Genomic DNA, 15,745 nt, shown 5'->3' on the forward strand with positions numbered 1-15,745 from the left:
AGGGTTCGGCGAGGTGCAGTCTGGCCGCATGACCCGGATCGTCGTCCTCATCGTCGTCGCCCTCCTCGGGCTGGGCGCGGTCGCCCTGGTGGCAGGCGTGTCGACCTCGCCGGTGTCGCTGCCGCGCCTGCGCCGCTTCGCCGCCCGCCAGCAGCTGCTCGTGACCGAGGCCAACGGGCCGCTCGTCGTCCTGGCCCTCGCCGTCACGCGCCGGTGGCGGGCCCTGGGGCTGTCCACCGGCGTGCTGCTCGGGCTGCTGTGGGCCCTGCGCGACGCCCGGCTGACCCTCAACTTCACCGCCGCCTTCCTCGGGTGGTTCGTCGGGGCCGTCGTCGCCGAGTGGCGCCTCGCGGGCCTGCAGGTCGACCCGGGCCGGCGCACCGCCTCGTTGTCCCGGCGCACCGTCACGGCCTACCTGCGCCGCGACGCCGTCGTGCTGCTCGCCGCGGCGTGCCTCGCGCTGGTGGTGCTGTACGTCGCCGTCGTCGTGAGGGCCGGGAACGGCCAGCCGGGGCTGCGCGGGGAGGCCACCCTGTGGCTCGGTGCAGCGGCAGCCGGGCTCGCCGCCGTCACCGCCACCCTGCGCCGGGTCGCCTCCCGCCCGCAGCCTGCCGTGGACGGCGACCTGCTCGCCGCCGACGACGCGCTGCGCGCCCGGAGCGCCAACGTGCTCGCCGGTTCCGCGATCGTCGCCGCCGGGTACCCCGCCGCCAGCCTCCTCGGGCTCCTCGGCACCACGTCCGACACCGCCGGCGACGGTTGGGCGGCCGCGAGCCTCGCCGCCCTCGCCCTCACCGTGGTGGTGGGCTGGCTCGTCGCCGTCCGGCCCAGCCCCGCCCGTCGTACGGCGCCTGCCGAGCCCGCCCGGGCCACTGCGGCCCCGTGAACATCGACGTCGACCCCGACAGCGCCGTCCCGGCCTACGAACAGCTGCGGGCGCAGCTCGCCGACCTGATCCGGTCCGGGGCGCTGGCCACAGGCACCCGCCTGCCGAGCATCCGCCAGCTGGCCAGCGACCTCGCCCTGGCCCCCGGCACCGTGGCCAGGGCCTTCCGGGAGCTCGAGGGCGAGGGGCTGGTCACCAGCCGCGTCCGCCACGGCACCGTCGTCGCCCCCGTGCGGGGCACCGCCGGCCACACCCGCGACCAGGTCGAGGAGGCCGCCCGCAGCTTCGCCCTGGTGGCCAGGCACCTGGGCCTCTCGGACGACGACGCGCTCGGCGCCGTCCGGGCCCAGCTGCGACGGATCCCGCCGGTGACCTCCTGACCGGCGCGCCTGCGTCCCGACGAGACGGCGGGATAGGTTCGAGGGCGTGAGAGCCCGAGCCCAGCGACCCCTGCGCACGCTCGCCGTCCTCGGCGCCGCCGCCCTGGTCGCCACCGGCTGCTCCAGCGGGAATCCCTCCCCCGCCCCGACGTCCACCGGTGCCGCCTCCAGCACCAGCCCCGGCACCGCCTCGAGCTCCACGACGACGAGCACGACGGTCACGACCACGCGACCGCCGACCACCACCTCGGCGTCCACCCCCACCCGTCCGTCCCGCAGCTGCGGGCAGCGGCTGGCGGCTGCCATGACGCCGTCACAACGCGCAGGACAGCTGCTCATGGTCGGGCTCCAGCCGAGCGGCAGCTCCACCCGACTGGCCGCCCAGGTGGGGGCACAGCACCTCGGGGGCGTCATCTACCTCGGCGGGTGGTCGGGCGGTACGGCGTCGATGGCGCGGACCTCCGCGCGCCTGCAGGCCGCCGCGCACGGCAGCCTGCTCGTGGCCGCCGACCAGGAAGGTGGCGAGGTGCAGCAGCTGCGCGGTCCGGGCTTCGACCGCATGCCGTCCGCGCGCACCCAGGCCACGCTCGGCACCACCGCGGAGCAGGCCGCCGTCCGCACCTGGTCGCGCCAGCTGGCCCGGGCCGGCGTCACCATCAACCTCGCACCCGTCGCCGACACCGTGCCCACCTCCCTCGGCGAGGCCAACCAGCCCATCGGCCGCTACCACCGCGACTTCGCGCCCGGCTCACCGAGCACCAACGCCCGGTACGTCGCGGCCTTCGTGCGTGGCTCGGTGGCCGGCGGCGTGATGCCGACCCTCAAGCACTTCCCCGGGCTCGGGCGGGTGACCGGCAACACCGACGTCACGACCACCGGCACGACCGACTCCACCACGCGCGCGGGCGACCCCTACCTCGCCCCGTTCGAGGCCGGCATCGCCGCCGGCGCGCCCGTCGTCATGGTGTCGTCCGCGAGGTACCCGCGCATCGACCCCGCGAACCAGGCGATGTTCTCCAGGGCAGTGGTGACCGGCCTGCTGCGCGGCGATCTCGGGTTCCGCGGCGTCGTCATCACCGACGACGTGGGCGCCGCGCGGGCCGTGGCTGCCGTGCCGGTGGGCCAGCGCGCGACCCGCTTCATCGCGGCGGGGGGCGACATCGTCCTCACCGCCGACGCGGGCCAGGCCTCGACGATGCTCGGCGCCATCGCGGCGAAGCGGGCCCAGAGCAGGTCGTTCGCGGCGCAGGTCGATGCCGCGGCAGCCCGCGTCATGGACCTCAAGGCCCACGCCGGCCTGGTGCGCTGCGGCTGACGCCCAGTTGCGTTGCAGCCCAGGCTTCCCGTAGCCGGGCTCGGCCTCGGCCGACCCGCGTCAGGACTGGACCAGGGTGACCGGCATCGAGGAGTCGGCCGGCAGCGACAGGTCGGACGGCGCGCGGCCCTTGAGCACCATCTGCGCACCCAGGGCCGCCACCATCGCGCCGTTGTCGGTGCACAGCCCGGGCCGGGGCACGCGCAGCTTGATTCCCGCGGCGTCGCAGCGTTCCTGGGCCATCGCGCGGAGCCGGGAGTTCGCGGCCACGCCCCCGCCGATCTGGAGGTTCTCCACCCCGTGCTCACGACAGGCGAGGACCGCCTTGCGCGTCAGCACGTCGGTGACGGCCTCCTGGAACGACGCTGCGACGTCCGCGACCGGCACGGGCTCTCCAGCCGCCTCACGCGCCTGGACCCAGCGGGAGACCGCGGTCTTGAGGCCCGAGAACGAGAAGTCGAACCGGTGCCGGTCCATGTCGCGCCCGGCGGTGAGTCCCCGCGGGAAGTCGATGGCGACCCGGTCGCCCTCGCGGGCCGCGCGGTCGATGTGCGGGCCCCCGGGGAACGGCAGCCCCAGCACGCGGGCCACCTTGTCGAACGCCTCCCCCGCGGCGTCGTCGATGGTCGAGCCCAGCGAACGCACGTCGTGGGTGACGTCCGGCACCAGCAGCAGCGAGGAGTGGCCGCCGGAGACGAGCATGGCCAGCGTCGGCTCCGGCAGCGGGCCGTGCTCGACGATGTCGACGGCGACGTGGGAGGCGAGGTGGTTCACGCCGTACAGGGGCTTGCCGAGCGCGACGGCGAGCGCCTTCGCGGCAGCGACACCGACCATGAGCGCGCCGGCGAGGCCGGGTCCGGAGGTCACCGCGATGGCGTCGAGGTCGTCGAGGCGGACCCCCGCCTCGCGGGTGGCGCGCTCCAGCGTCGGGACCATCGCCTCGAGGTGGGCGCGGCTGGCGACCTCGGGCACCACCCCGCCGAACCGCGCGTGCTCGTCGACGCTGCTCGCGATCGCGTCGACGAGCAGCTCCTCGCCGCGCACGATGCCGACACCGGTCTCGTCGCAGGAGGTCTCGAGGCCGAGGACGAGGGGCAGGTCGGCGCTCACTGGGTGGCTCCTTCGAGGCTGAGTCGCATGATGTGGGCGTCGACGTCGCCCGGCTGGTAGTAGCGGCGCCGCACGGTCAGGACCTCGAAACCCTTGCTGTCATACAGGTTTCGGGCCACGTCGTTGTCGGCGCGCACCTCGAGCATGAGGTGCTCGGCGTGGTCGTCGCGTGCCCGCGCGACCAGCTCGTCGAGCAGCTGCCGCCCGAGCCCGCGTCCGCGCGCGGCGGGGGCGACGGCCATGGTCATGACGTCGGCCACCTCGCCGCCGAGGTCGACACCGGCGTACCCGAGCAGCGTGCCCGCGTCCTCCTCGACGACGTAGGCGCGCCTGGGGCGGGCGGCGAGCTCGGCCCACCAGGTCGCCTCCGCCCACGCGTCGTCCGGGAAGAGCTCGGACTCCAGGGCGGCGAGCCGGGGGATGTCGGTCCAGCGCACGTCCCTCATGGGCGGGCCCGTTCGGCGGTGGTGAGGGCGTCGGGCCGCCGCAGGTAGAGGGGCTCCACCGGCAGCGCCTCCCCCGCCTGCAGCAGCGACTCCCCGAGGAGGGCGAGTGACGCGGCCTGCACGTCATGGGCTGCGAGGGCGCGGGGGAAGAGCTCGGGGTACAGCGCCGGGCCGCGTCCGGCGGTCGGGAGCGCGCGGACCTCCTCGGGCAGGTCCGCAGGACGGTCCACGGCAGGGTCGGTGAGGCGACGAGGACGGGGCGCCCCCGCGAGGTCGCCGTCGCCGACGGTGTACCGGGCCCAGTACACCTCCTTGCGCCGGGCGTCGGTGGCGACGAGGAAGTCCCCCTCGCCGACGAGCGCGGCGGCGTCGACGGCGAGCGCGTCGAGGCTGCACACGCCGTGGACCGGTATGCCGCGGGCGTGCGCGAAGACGGTGCCGGTCACGATCCCCACGCGCAGGCCGGTGAACGGGCCCGGGCCGTTGCCCACGACCACGTGGGTCACGTCGGACGGCTCGCGGTGGGCCGTCCCCAGGCAGCGCTGCACGAGGGGACTGACGTGCTCGGAGTGGCCGCGGGCGTCGAGCACCGTTGCGCTGGAGGCGATCCCGTCACCGCGCAGGGCGACGGTGATCGCGGAGGTCGAGGTGTCGATGGCCAGGAGCAGCATCAGGGCGCCTCTTCCGTGGTGTCGGGGCGGGTGTCGTCCGGGCCCGCGGTGGGGTGGTCGTCCGCCGGGCCGAGGACCGGCAGGGGAACGGGTTCGGTGAGCGGGGTGAGGTCGACCCCGTCCCAGCGGGCTCCGTGGGGGACCACCCGCACCGAGCGGACGTCCTCGCCGTCGAGGAGCACCTCGAGGCGGTCGTCGGTGAGGTCCTCGGCCAGGCCGTGGCCCCACTCGACGATGGTGACCGAGTCGTCGAGCGTCGCGTCGAGGTCGAGGTCGTCGAGCTCGGCGAACCCACCGAGCCGGTAGGCGTCGACGTGGACCAGCGGCGGGCCGTCGACGAGCGAGGGGTGGACGCGGGCGATGACGAAGGTCGGCGAGGTGACCGGGCCGCGGATGCCGAGGCCCTGGCCGATGCCCTGGGTCAGCGTCGTCTTGCCGGCCCCGAGCCCGCCGGTCAGCACCACCAGGTCGCCGGCGCGCAGGAGCTCGGCGAGCCGGGCCCCCCACGCGCGGGTCTGGCCGGAGGTCGTCAGCTGCGGGCCCACGACCTCGCTCTTTTCGGGTGCTGCGTCAGGCACTGCGACCACTCCTTCGGGCCTTCGCCACCCGGCGACGCTTGGACAGGTCGGTGACGGTACGCCGTACGCGGGGCTTGCGCTCGATGTCGACGTGCGCGGTCGCCGCGCGCATCCCGCGGTCGATCAGCTCGAGGAGCTGTTCGTTGATGACCTCGGGGTGCTCGAGCATGATGATGTGCCCGGCGTCCTCGACCACGACGTGCTCGGCGCCGGGCACGAGGCGCACGATCGCCTCCGAGTGGTCCGGTGGGGTCAGCAGGTCCTGCTGCCCGTTGACGACGAGCGTCTCGACCCCGTGGAACTGCGCCAGGGCGGCCTGCTTGTCGTGCACGTTGATCGACGGCAGGAAGTCGGCCATCACCTGCAGCGGCGTGCCCATGATCATGTCGCCGGTGTAGCGGACGGTGTGCTGGGCCACCGGTGAGGCGAAGCTGTAGTGGTCGACGATGAGGTCCTCGACGTCGCGACCGAGGCGGCGCGCGGTGTTGACGAGCTTCTGCTGGGTGCCCATGCGGGCGAGGAACCGCGGCCCGAGGCGTCCGAGCAGCCGTCCCACGAACTGCCCGAAGCCCAGCGTCATCATGTTGGTCCCGCCGGCGCTGGTGGCGACGAACGCCGCCGCGACGACCCGCTCGCGCACGACCTCGGGGAACTGCTCGGCCATCGACATCATCGTCATGCCGCCCATCGAGTGACCGATGAGGGCGAGCGGCCCCTCGGGCACGACCTCCTCGATGACCCGGTGCAGGTCGCGGCCGAGCTGGTCGATGGTGCAGGACTCGCTGGCCGCCACCTCCGAGCGGCCGTGGCTGCGCTGGTCCCACAGCACGACGCGGTACCCCGCCCGGGTGAGGGCCTTGCGCTGGAGCACCCAGCTGCGCAGGCTCAGCGTGTAGCCGTGGGAGAGGACGACCGTGGGCGCGCCCTTGCGCGCGGCGTCATCCGCCGGGTCGTCGACCTCGACGTGGAGGGGGACGCCGTCGTCGGCGACGACGGCGAGCTCCCGGTCGGCGACGTGGGCGTAGGCGCCGGCGGGCGCGAGGACGGCCAGGCGGGCGGTCCGCTCGCGGGTGACCCGGCCCGCCGCGACCCCCGCCGCGGTGGCGACGCCGGCAGCCGCGAGCCCGATACCGAGCCCGACCAGGCCCCGGCTGGGAGGTGGGGTCACGAAGGCACCTCGTCGAGGTGGACCCGGGGCACCTTCGCGCCCACCCGGGTGACGATCTCGTAGTTGATGGTGTCGACGGCCACCGCCCAGTCCTGGGCGGTCGGCTCCCCCGCGGCGCCGACACCGAACAGGACCACCTCGTCACCGGCACGCGCCGTGCTGTCGGGGCCGAGGTCGAGGACGAACTGGTCCATGCAGACGCGCCCGGCCACGGTGTGGCGGCGGTCGCCGACCAGGACGGGGCCGACGTTGGTGGCGTTGCGCGGTACTCCGTCGGAGTAGCCCATGGGCACCAGGCCCAGGCGGGTCTGCTCGTGCGTGGTGTAGACGTGGCCGTAGGAGATGCCCTGGCCGGCGGGGCAGTCCTTGACGCTGGACAGGTGCGACAGCAGGCGCATGGCCTCCCGCAGCCCGAAGTGCTCCGGCGAGCCGAGGTCCGGCACCGGCGAGAGCCCGTAGACCGCGACGCCGGGACGCACGAGGTCGTAGTGGGCGGACGGGTTGGTCAGCGTCGCCGCGGAGTTGGCGAGGTGGCGCACGGGAGGCCGCACGCCGGCCCGGCCCGCCTGCTCGACGATGCCCTCGAACCGCTCCTGCTGCGCGCGGACCGTGGGGTGCTCCGGGGCGTCGGCGTAGGCGAAGTGGGAGAAGATCCCGACGACCTCGACGAGCTCCTCGGACTGCAGGGCCGCGCACCGCTCCAGGATGTCGGCGAGGTCGGCGTCCCAGGCGCCGTTGCGCCCCAGGCCGGTGTCGACCTTGAGGTGGATGCGCCCGGTGCGGCCGGTGGTCCGCGCCGCAGCCACGACCTGGTCGAGCGCCCACGTCGTGGAGACGCCGAGCTGGACGTCCTGCTCGAGCGCCGGGACGAATTCCTGACCGGGCACGTGCAGCCACGACAGCAGCGGCGCCTGCACACCCGCGCGGCGCAGCTCGAGGGCCTCGGTCAGCTGGGCCACCCCGAGCCAGGTCGCGCCCCCGCGCAGGGCGGCGCGTGCACTGGGCACGAGCCCGTGGCCGTACGCGTCGGCCTTGACCACGGCCATGAGCTCGGCCGTGGGCGCGTGGCGGCGCAGCGCGGCGACGTTGGCGCTGATGGCGCCGAGGTCGACCTGGGCGCACGCGGGAAACCCCGGCGGGGCCGGGGCGAGGGGGTTGCTGGACGCCGTCTCGGTGGTCATCGCCCTCCAGTCTTCCACGGGCGCTCCCGAGGTTCTCGGAGCGGGCACCCGTGGCGCCGCGGAGGTCAGCGCGTGAGCAGGTGGGCGACCGTGCCGGGTACGGCGTGGGCCAGCGCGAGCGCCCGCACGGGGCCCCCGGGGTTGGCCCGGTCTGCGGCCACGCCGTGCACCAGGGCACCCAGCGAGCCTGCATCCAGCGGGGACAGGCCCGCCGCCAGCAGGGCGCCGCAGACCCCGGCCAGGACGTCTCCGGCTCCGGCCGTGGCGGTCCAGGCGGGCGCGTCGGCCTGCGACCGCACGGTCCCCTCGGGCGGGACGACGAGGGTCGTCGCGCCCTTGAGCAGGACGGTCGCTCCGGTCAGCGAGGCCGCCCTGCGGGCGTGGGCCAGGGGCGCACCCGTGACCTGCTCCCGGGTCGTCTCGCCCGCGTCGGGGTCGAGCCGGGAAAGCAGCCGCGCGAGCTCGCCCGCGTGCGGGGTGAGCAGGGTGGGAGCCTCGCGACGCCCCTTGACGAGGTCGAGACCACCGGCGTCGACGAGCACGGGCAGGTCGGAGGCGAGGGCGGCGCGGGCGACGTCGAGCTGGGCCTTGCTGCCCCTGGCCCGGGACGTCGTGTCGAGCCCGGGCCCGACGACCCACGCCTGCACGCGCCCGTCGCCGATGACGACCTCGGGGACCGCTGCGCGGACCAGGCCCGTCGGGGCCGGCGTGCCGACGTAGCGGAGCATGCCGAGACCGGCACCCACCGCGGCGGTGCAGCACAGCACCGGCGCACCGGTGTAGTCCTCTCCCCCGGCGACGACACCGAGGACCCCCCGCGAGTACTTGTCGTCGCTGGCGTGCGGCACCGGCCACAGGTCGGCGACGTCGGCGAAGTCGAGCCGCTCCACGTCGGCCGGGCCCTCGAGCTCCAGGCCGATGTCGACGACGGTGAGGCGGCCGACGGCGGACTCCGTGGCGGGCAGGACGTGGACGGGCTTGGCGACGGCGAAGGTGACCGTCTCGTCGGCGTAGACCCCGCCGTCCTGCGCCTGCTCCCCTGCCGGGTCCTGGCCGGAGGGCAGGTCGACGGCCACGACGTAGGCGTCGGGCGGGACCGCGTCCACCCAGGCGACGGCCTCGGCGGGCAGCCCGGGGCGGCCTCCGATGCCGAGGACGCCGTCGAGCACCAGGTCGGCCTCCGACAGCGGGGTGGCCCAGTCGTCGTCGCCGCTGAGCACCGGCACCCCGGCGGCGAGCCAGGCCGCGGGCTCGCCGACCGCCAGGGGCCAGTCGCCCTGCACGGCGACGCAGGCGAAGCCCTCGTCGGCGAGGTGCGCCGCGGCGTACAGGGCGTCCGCGCCGTTGTTGCCCGGACCGGCGAGCACCACCACGCGCGTGCCCCCGCGCTGGTGAAGCCTGGCCGAGCACACCTCGGCCAGCCCCTGCGCGGCGCGCGCCATGAGCTCGCCCTCCTCGAGCCCTGCCATGAGGTCGCGCTCGGCGGACCGGACGCGGTCGGCGGACCAGGCGCGCAGCATCAGCCCTCCGCGACGACGACGGCGGAGGCGATGCCCGCGTCGTGGGAGAGGGACACGTGCCAGGCGTGCACGCCGAGGGCCTCGGCGCGGGCCTCGACGGTGCCGGTGATGTGCAGGTGCGGGCGGCCGTCCTCACCGCGGCGCACGGTGGCGTCCTGCCAGTTGAGGCCGACCGGCGCGCCGAGCGACTTGGCGAGGGCCTCCTTCGCGGCGAACCGCGCGGCCAGGGAGTTGAGCGGCAGTGACCGCTCCTCCTCGGTGAACAGGCGGTCGAGCAGGCCGGGGGTGCGCTCCAGGGTCTGCCCGAAGCGCTCGACGTCCACGACGTCGATGCCCACCCCCACGATCACCGGACGCCGCTCACTCGACCGTGACGCTCTTGGCCAGGTTGCGGGGCTGGTCGACGTCGAGGCCCTTGGCGCTCGACAGGTGCAGCGCGAAGACCTGCAGCGGCACCACGGTCAGCAGCGGGGCCAGCAGCGGCGACGTGGCAGGCACGCGGATCACCTCGTCGGCGAACGGCACCACGTCCTCGTCACCGTCCTCGGCGACCACGATGGTGCGGGCACCACGGGCGCGGATCTCCTGGATGTTGGAGACGACCTTCTTGTGCAGCTCGTGGGGCGTCCCGGGGCCGGGCACGACGATGAAGACCGGCTGGCCGGCGTCGATGAGCGCGATCGGCCCGTGCTTGAGCTCGCCGGCCGCGAACCCCTCGGCGTGGATGTAGGCGAGCTCCTTGAGCTTGAGCGCGCCCTCCATCGCCACCGGGTAGCCCACGTTGCGGCCGAGGAAGAGCACCGAGCGCGTGTCGGCCATGAACCGCGCGATCTCCTTGACCCGGTCCATGCGGCCGAGCAGCTCCTCGAGCTTGGCCGGGATCTCGTGCAGCTCCTTCATCACCGACTGCGCGTCGTCGGCGAAGGTCCCGCCACGCAGCTGGGCGAGGTAGAGGCCCAGGACGTAGCAGGCGGTGATCTGGGCGAGGAAAGCCTTGGTCGACGCGACCGCGATCTCGGGGCCGGCGTGCGTGTAGAGGACCGCGTCGGACTCCCGCGGGATGGTGGAGCCGTGGGTGTTGCAGATGCTGAGGGTCAGCGCGCCTAGCTCGCGGGCGTGCTTGACGGCCATCAGGGTGTCCATGGTCTCGCCGGACTGGCTGATCGAGACCACGAGGGTGCGCTCGGAGGCGATGGGGTCGCTGTAGCGGAACTCGTGGGCCAGCGACACCTCGACGGGGATGCGGGTCCAGTGCTCGATGGCGTACTTGGCGACCATGCCGGCGTAGGCGGCGGTGCCGCACGCGACGATGATGATCCGGTCGACGTCCTTGAGCTGGTCCTCGGTGATCGACATGTCGTCGAGCACGAGCCGGCCCTCGATGTCGGTGCGGCCGAGGAGCGTGTCGCCCACGGCGTGCGGCTGCTCGTGGATCTCCTTCTCCATGAACGTCGCGTAGCCGCCCTTCTCGGCGGCCGCGGCGTCCCAGGTCACCTCGTAGGGCTTGCCCTCGGCCGGGCTCCCGTCGAAGTTGATGACCTCGTGGGAGTCGGGCGTGATGGTGACGATCTGGTCCTGGCCGAGCTCGAGCGCGTGGCGGGTGTGGCCGATGAACGCCGCGACGTCCGAGCCGAGGAAGTTCTCCCCGTCACCGAGCCCGACCACGAGGGGGCTGTTGCGACGGGCGCCGACGACGACGCCGGGGCTGTCGGCGTGCACCGCCAGCAGGGTGAACGCGCCCTCGAGGCGGTTCACCACGGCCTTCATCGCCTCGGTGAGGTCACCGGTCCCGGCGTACGCCTCGGCCACGAGGTGGGCGGCCACCTCGGTGTCGGTCTCGCTCTCGAAGGTCACGCCCTCGGCGACCAGGCCCTTCTTGAGGGAGTGGAAGTTCTCGATGATGCCGTTGTGGATCAGGGCGAGCCGTCCGTCCGCGCCGCCACGGTGCGGGTGCGCGTTCTGGTCGGTGGGGCCGCCGTGGGTCGCCCAGCGGGTGTGGCCGATACCGGTCGTCGCGCCCGGGAGCTGGTCGGCCTCCAGGGCCTCACGCAGGTTGACGAGCTTGCCGGCGCGCTTCTCGGTGTCCACGCCGTCGCTGGTCACCAGGGCGACACCGGCGGAGTCGTAGCCCCGGTACTCGAGCCGCGCCAGGCCCTCCATGACGACGTCCAGTGCCTTGCCGTCCGCGTTGGGGCCGACGTAACCCACGATTCCACACATGCGGAGCAGCCTAACGGCCCTCCCTGCCCGCGACGGCATCCGGCGCGGGGCGGCGAGCGGGTCGGCGCGTTGGGCCACAATGTCGCGCGTGACGCATCCCGCCGCGAACCACACCGCCCTCCCCTCGCCGTACGTCGAGCTGGACCGGGCCGCGTGGGCCCGCCTGCGGGAGAACCAGCCGCTGAGCCTGGACGCCGCCGACCTCGCGCGGCTGCAAGGACTCGGCGAGCGGATCGACATCAACGAGGTGGAGGAGGTCTACCTCCCCCTGTCGCGCCTGCTCAGCTTCTACGTGGCGGCCACGGCCAGGCTGCACCGGATCACCGGCGACTTCCTGGGAGAGCGGCCGGCGAAGACGCCCTTCGTCATCGGCGTCGCGGGCTCGGTCGCCGTGGGCAAGTCGACGACCGCCCGCCTCCTGCAGGAGCTCCTCTCCCGCTGGCCCGGCACGCCCCGGGTCGAGCTGGTGACGACCGACGGCTTCCTGTGGCCCAACGCCGAGCTCGAGCGCCGCAACCTGTTGCAGCGCAAGGGCTTTCCCGAGTCCTACGACCGTCGCTCGCTCCTGCGGTTCGTCGCGGAGGTGAAGGCGGGCAAGGCCGAGGTGACCGCCCCCGTCTACTCGCACCTCACCTACGACATCGTCGCGGGCGAGCAGGCCGTCGTGCGGCAGCCCGACGTCCTCATCGTCGAGGGCCTCAACGTCCTGCAGGCCCCACGCCTGCAGGACGACGGCCGCACCGGCATGGCGGTGAGCGACTTCTTCGACTTCTCGGTCTACGTCGACGCCCACCTCGACGACATCCGCCACTGGTACATCGAGCGGTTCCTGCGGCTGCGCGAGACGGCGTTCGCCGACCCCGACTCCTACTTCCACCGGTATGCCGCGCTCTCCGACGACGAGGCGCGCGACCGGGCCGCACGGATCTGGGCGGAGATCAACGAGGTCAACCTGCGCGAGAACGTCCTGCCCACCCGCAGCCGGGCCACGCTCGTGCTCTCCAAGGGCAAGGACCACAGCGTCCGCAGGATCCGCCTGCGCAAGCTGTAGGGCGCAGAATGGCCGGTATGGAGCCTGCCGCCGACCCGACCCAGCCCACCTCCGCCGCCACCTCCCTCCCCGCGCCCGCAACCCGCACCGAGCACGATTCGATGGGCGACGTCCAGGTGCCCCTCGACGCGCTCTGGGGTGCGCAGACGGCGCGGGCGGTCGACAACTTCCCCATCTCCGGCCAGCGCGTGCCCGAGGGTGTCGTGCACGCCCTCGCGCTCCTCAAGGGCGCGGCTGCCGCCGTCAACGCCGACCTCGGCGTGCTCGACGAGGCACGGGCACGGGCCATCACCGCGGCGGCCGAGGAGGTCGCCGACGGCCGGCACGACGACCAGTTCCCCATCGACGTCTTCCAGACCGGCTCCGGCACCTCGACCAACATGAACGTCAACGAGGTGCTGGCCCGGCTCGCGCACCTCGCGACCGGGGAGTCCGTGCACCCGAACGACCACGTCAACGCCGGCCAGTCGAGCAACGACACCTTCCCCAGCGCGCTGCGGATCGCGGCGACGCTGGCGGTCCACCAGCAGCTGGCCCCGGCTCTCGTCCACCTCGCGCACGCCCTGAGGACCAAGGAGGAGGAGCTCGCCGACGTCGTCAAGGCCGGGCGCACCCACCTCATGGACGCCGTGCCCGTGACGCTGGGCCAGGAGTTCGGGGGCTACGCGCGGCAGGTCGAGCTCGGCGCCGAGCGGGTCCTCGTCGCCGCGCAGGCGACCGCGGAGCTCCCGCTCGGCGGCACCGCGGCCGGCACGGGGCTCAACGCCGCCCCGGGGTTCGCGGCAGCCGTCATCGCCCAGGTCAGCGAGCGCACCGGTGTCGACTTCAGGGAGGCCGCCGACCACTTCGAGGCCCAGTCGGCGCAGGACGCCGTCGTGGAGCTGAGCGGAGCGCTCAAGGTCGTGGCCGTCAGCCTCACCAAGATCTGCAACGACCTGCGCTGGATGTCCTCCGGTCCGCGCAGCGGCCTCGGCGAGATCCACCTGCCCGACCTGCAGCCGGGCTCGAGCATCATGCCCGGCAAGGTCAATCCGGTGATCCCCGAGGCGACCCTGATGGCCTGCGCCCGCGTCATCGGCAACGACACGACCATCACGCTCGCCGGGGCCTCCGGAGCCTTCGAGCTCAACGTCATGCTGCCGCTGATGGCCCACACGGTCCTCGAGTCGACGACGCTGCTGTCGACGACGTCGAGGCTGCTGGCCGACCGGTGCGTCGACGGCATCGAGGCCGACCGCGAGCGGGCTATGGAGCTGGCCCAGGGGTCGCCGTCCATCGTCACGCCGCTCAACCGCTACATCGGCTACGAGGCAGCTGCCGCCGTCGCGAAGCAGTCCGTGAAGGAGCGGCGCCCGATCCGCGACGTCGTCGTCGAGCGCGGCCACGTGGAGCGGGGCGAGCTCACCGAGGCGCAGCTCGACGAGGCCCTCGACGTGCTCAAGATGGCCCGGCCGCCTCGGTAGCGCGCCCCCGAAGTCTGGGACTTCGGGGCACGGGCGGGCCGTATGGCCCGAGGTCTGGGACTTCGGGGCACCGGCGGCCGCATGGCCCGAAGTCTGGGACTTCGGGGCACCGGCGGCCGTATGGCCCGAGGTCTGGGACTTCGGCACACAGGTCGCGGGGGCAACGCAGAACGCCGCCCCCGACAGGCGGGGGCGGCGTTCGTCAGTCGTGCGGGCTCAGTACCAGTGCGGCGAGCGCGCCTGCCACTGGCCCCAGGCGCCACACGGGGTGCCGTACGAGGACTTGATGTACTGCAGGCCCCACTTGATCTGGGTGACCGGGTTGGTGCGCCAGTCCGAGCCGACCGAGGCCATCTTGGAGCCGGGGAGGGACTGCGGGATGCCGTAGGCGCCGGAGCTGGAGTTCTCGGCGCTGAAGCGCCAGCCGCTCTCGCCGTTCCACAGGTTGTCCAGGCAGCTCCACTGGCTGTCGTCGAAGCCGTAGTCGCCGAGCAGCGCGCGGGCCGCGGCGCGGGGGTCCTTCTGCGCGTTGGCGATGAGCGCCTGCTTCTTGGCCGCGAGCGCCTGGCGGGCCTTCTCGCGCGCCACCTTGGCAGCAGCCTCACGGCGGGCGGCAGCAGCAGCCTTCGCGGCGACGACCGCCTTCTGGCGGTCCTGCTCCTGCACCGCGGCGATGCTCGCGTTGGTGTCGTTGCGGTCGGCGGCCAGCCGGGCGGTGTCCTCGATCTGGGCGTCGGCGAGCTCGTTGGCCTGCGCGACGGCTTCCGTGCTCACCGTGAAGGCTGCGGTACCGGTCTGGCGCTGGTCCGTGGCCTGGTAGCCGGCCGCGGTGGTCGCCACGACGGCCAGCAGGAGGCTGGACGTCACGGCGGGGCGGCGCAGCGAACGGGTGAGGACGGAGGACCGAGAGGGTTTCCTGCCGCGGGTCGCCACGTTGCGGTGACGACCCTGGTAGGGCGTGCTCATACAGGTTCCTCCAAGGGAGAGGCCACCGCGGTGGGTGGCCTCGTTCGGTGCCGGGGGGACAGAGCTGCGCGGGGCCCTGCCTTCTACCCGGCGCTCGTTATGAAACCGAGACCTTACCCGAGGACCCCCGCCGGGTTGAAATCGTCCCCAGACCAGAGTGACGGATGTGACGCCTGTGACCGAGAAATGGCCCGTTCGTCCGATCCTGGGCCCATCTGGACGTGAACGACCCCACGGCGCGCTAGGGCCCAAGGTCCCGACAGTGGCGCGGGGCCCGACCCCGTCACCCCCGGCAGGCCCGCCTCAGCGGGCGCAGGTCGCCACCCCGGCGAACGGCATGGGTCGCACGGCGACGAGGAAGTCGTAGGACCAGGACGTCGGCGTCACCACCCTGCTCACCGCGACCGGTGCGCCGGAACCCTTGTCGCAGGTCGCCGGCCCCGCCGCATCGCCCTCGCGCGGCACGGGCAGCACGTAGGCGTAGGCCTCGGGGCTGCTGTCGTCGCAGAGCGCGGGCTGCGGCGCCGTCGACGTGCCGAACCCGACCGGCCCGCTGGAGTTGCACACGACCCCGGCCGTGCCGCTGCGCAGGATCACGCTGACCTGCGCGTCGCCCTCGGGCTTGGCGTACAGCGTCGAGCCGTCCGCCACGCCGAGGCGCTCGTAGCCGCGGGGCGCCTCGGGCTCCCCCGCGCACCCTGCGAGCGCGACAACCACCCCGAGCGCGACGACCACCCCGAGGGCGAGCACGCCTCGTACGGCGCGGCGCTCGGGGTGGTCGCCCGGGTGG

At 74.0% G+C, this 15,745-nt stretch carries 16 protein-coding genes; 5 read left to right on the top strand and 11 right to left on the bottom strand.

The window, feature by feature from the left end; genetic code table 11:
* Positions 1 to 28: 28 nt before the first annotated feature.
* From ABEA42_RS13185 to ABEA42_RS13195, 3 genes are read left to right on the top strand one after another with little or no spacing between them, the layout of a single operon-like run.
* A complete protein-coding gene (locus ABEA42_RS13185) occupies positions 29 to 886 on the top strand; it encodes a hypothetical protein (protein ID WP_345503955.1) in 858 nt (285 codons plus the stop codon).
* On the top strand, positions 883 to 1,266 hold the full coding sequence (locus tag ABEA42_RS13190; protein WP_345503957.1) for a GntR family transcriptional regulator: 384 nt from the start codon (positions 883 to 885) through the stop codon (positions 1,264 to 1,266). The genes ABEA42_RS13185 and ABEA42_RS13190 overlap by 4 nt, the downstream gene beginning before the upstream one ends.
* A gap of 46 nt (positions 1,267 to 1,312) precedes the next feature.
* Complete coding sequence (locus ABEA42_RS13195) at positions 1,313 to 2,581, top strand: glycoside hydrolase family 3 N-terminal domain-containing protein (RefSeq protein WP_345503959.1); 1,269 nt, start codon at positions 1,313 to 1,315, stop codon at positions 2,579 to 2,581.
* Positions 2,582 to 2,641: 60 nt separating this feature from the next.
* Here the strand turns inward: ABEA42_RS13195 and tsaD are convergent, their stop codons facing one another.
* The 9 genes from tsaD to glmS form a co-directional block, all read right to left on the bottom strand.
* Positions 2,642 to 3,691, bottom strand: a complete 1,050-nt coding sequence (gene tsaD, locus ABEA42_RS13200; RefSeq protein ID WP_345503960.1) for a tRNA (adenosine(37)-N6)-threonylcarbamoyltransferase complex transferase subunit TsaD — start codon at positions 3,689 to 3,691, stop codon at positions 2,642 to 2,644.
* The gene (gene rimI, locus ABEA42_RS13205; protein WP_345503961.1) at positions 3,688 to 4,137 is read right to left on the bottom strand and encodes a ribosomal protein S18-alanine N-acetyltransferase; all 450 of its coding nucleotides are present in this window, start codon (positions 4,135 to 4,137) and stop codon (positions 3,688 to 3,690) included. The genes tsaD and rimI overlap by 4 nt, the downstream gene beginning before the upstream one ends.
* A complete protein-coding gene (gene tsaB / locus ABEA42_RS13210) occupies positions 4,134 to 4,808 on the bottom strand; it encodes a tRNA (adenosine(37)-N6)-threonylcarbamoyltransferase complex dimerization subunit type 1 TsaB (RefSeq protein WP_345503963.1) in 675 nt (224 codons plus the stop codon). The genes rimI and tsaB overlap by 4 nt, the downstream gene beginning before the upstream one ends.
* Positions 4,808 to 5,353, bottom strand: a complete 546-nt coding sequence (tsaE, locus tag ABEA42_RS13215) for a tRNA (adenosine(37)-N6)-threonylcarbamoyltransferase complex ATPase subunit type 1 TsaE (RefSeq protein ID WP_425572082.1) — start codon at positions 5,351 to 5,353, stop codon at positions 4,808 to 4,810. Before tsaE ends, tsaB begins: the two co-directional genes overlap by 1 nt.
* Before the next feature lie 25 nt (positions 5,354 to 5,378).
* Positions 5,379 to 6,554 (bottom strand): alpha/beta fold hydrolase, encoded by a 1,176-nt coding sequence (locus ABEA42_RS13220; protein WP_345503964.1) that lies wholly within the window; start codon positions 6,552 to 6,554, stop codon positions 5,379 to 5,381.
* Positions 6,551 to 7,735, bottom strand: coding sequence for an alanine racemase (alr, locus tag ABEA42_RS13225; protein ID WP_345503966.1), 1,185 nt, complete (start codon positions 7,733 to 7,735; stop codon positions 6,551 to 6,553). The genes ABEA42_RS13220 and alr overlap by 4 nt, the downstream gene beginning before the upstream one ends.
* 65 nt (positions 7,736 to 7,800) lie before the next feature.
* Positions 7,801 to 9,255 (bottom strand): bifunctional ADP-dependent NAD(P)H-hydrate dehydratase/NAD(P)H-hydrate epimerase, encoded by a 1,455-nt coding sequence (locus ABEA42_RS13230; protein ID WP_345503968.1) that lies wholly within the window; start codon positions 9,253 to 9,255, stop codon positions 7,801 to 7,803.
* Complete coding sequence (locus ABEA42_RS13235) at positions 9,255 to 9,605, bottom strand: holo-ACP synthase (RefSeq protein WP_345503970.1); 351 nt, start codon at positions 9,603 to 9,605, stop codon at positions 9,255 to 9,257. The genes ABEA42_RS13230 and ABEA42_RS13235 overlap by 1 nt, the downstream gene beginning before the upstream one ends.
* Positions 9,606 to 9,615: 10 nt before the next feature.
* Complete coding sequence (glmS, locus tag ABEA42_RS13240) at positions 9,616 to 11,475, bottom strand: glutamine--fructose-6-phosphate transaminase (isomerizing) (RefSeq protein WP_345503973.1); 1,860 nt, start codon at positions 11,473 to 11,475, stop codon at positions 9,616 to 9,618.
* A gap of 79 nt (positions 11,476 to 11,554) precedes the next feature.
* On the opposite strand from glmS, the gene coaA reads away from it, so the two are divergent.
* Together coaA and ABEA42_RS13250 are read left to right on the top strand one after the other, a co-directional pair.
* On the top strand, positions 11,555 to 12,526 hold the full coding sequence (gene coaA / locus ABEA42_RS13245; protein WP_345503975.1) for a type I pantothenate kinase: 972 nt from the start codon (positions 11,555 to 11,557) through the stop codon (positions 12,524 to 12,526).
* 17 nt (positions 12,527 to 12,543) lie between these two features.
* Positions 12,544 to 13,989, top strand: a complete 1,446-nt coding sequence (locus tag ABEA42_RS13250; protein WP_345503976.1) for a class II fumarate hydratase — start codon at positions 12,544 to 12,546, stop codon at positions 13,987 to 13,989.
* A 216-nt stretch (positions 13,990 to 14,205) separates the two neighbouring features.
* Here the strand turns inward: ABEA42_RS13250 and ABEA42_RS13255 are convergent, their stop codons facing one another.
* Both ABEA42_RS13255 and ABEA42_RS13260 read right to left on the bottom strand, forming a co-directional pair.
* A complete protein-coding gene (locus tag ABEA42_RS13255; protein WP_345503977.1) occupies positions 14,206 to 14,955 on the bottom strand; it encodes an aggregation-promoting factor C-terminal-like domain-containing protein in 750 nt (249 codons plus the stop codon).
* A gap of 303 nt (positions 14,956 to 15,258) precedes the next feature.
* The gene (locus ABEA42_RS13260) at positions 15,259 to 15,705 is read right to left on the bottom strand and encodes a hypothetical protein (RefSeq protein ID WP_345503979.1); all 447 of its coding nucleotides are present in this window, start codon (positions 15,703 to 15,705) and stop codon (positions 15,259 to 15,261) included.
* Positions 15,706 to 15,745 lie beyond the last annotated feature (40 nt).

It is taken from the genome of Pedococcus ginsenosidimutans, assembly GCF_039544395.1.
In the GTDB taxonomy this organism is placed as follows: domain Bacteria; phylum Actinomycetota; class Actinomycetes; order Actinomycetales; family Dermatophilaceae; genus Pedococcus; species Pedococcus ginsenosidimutans.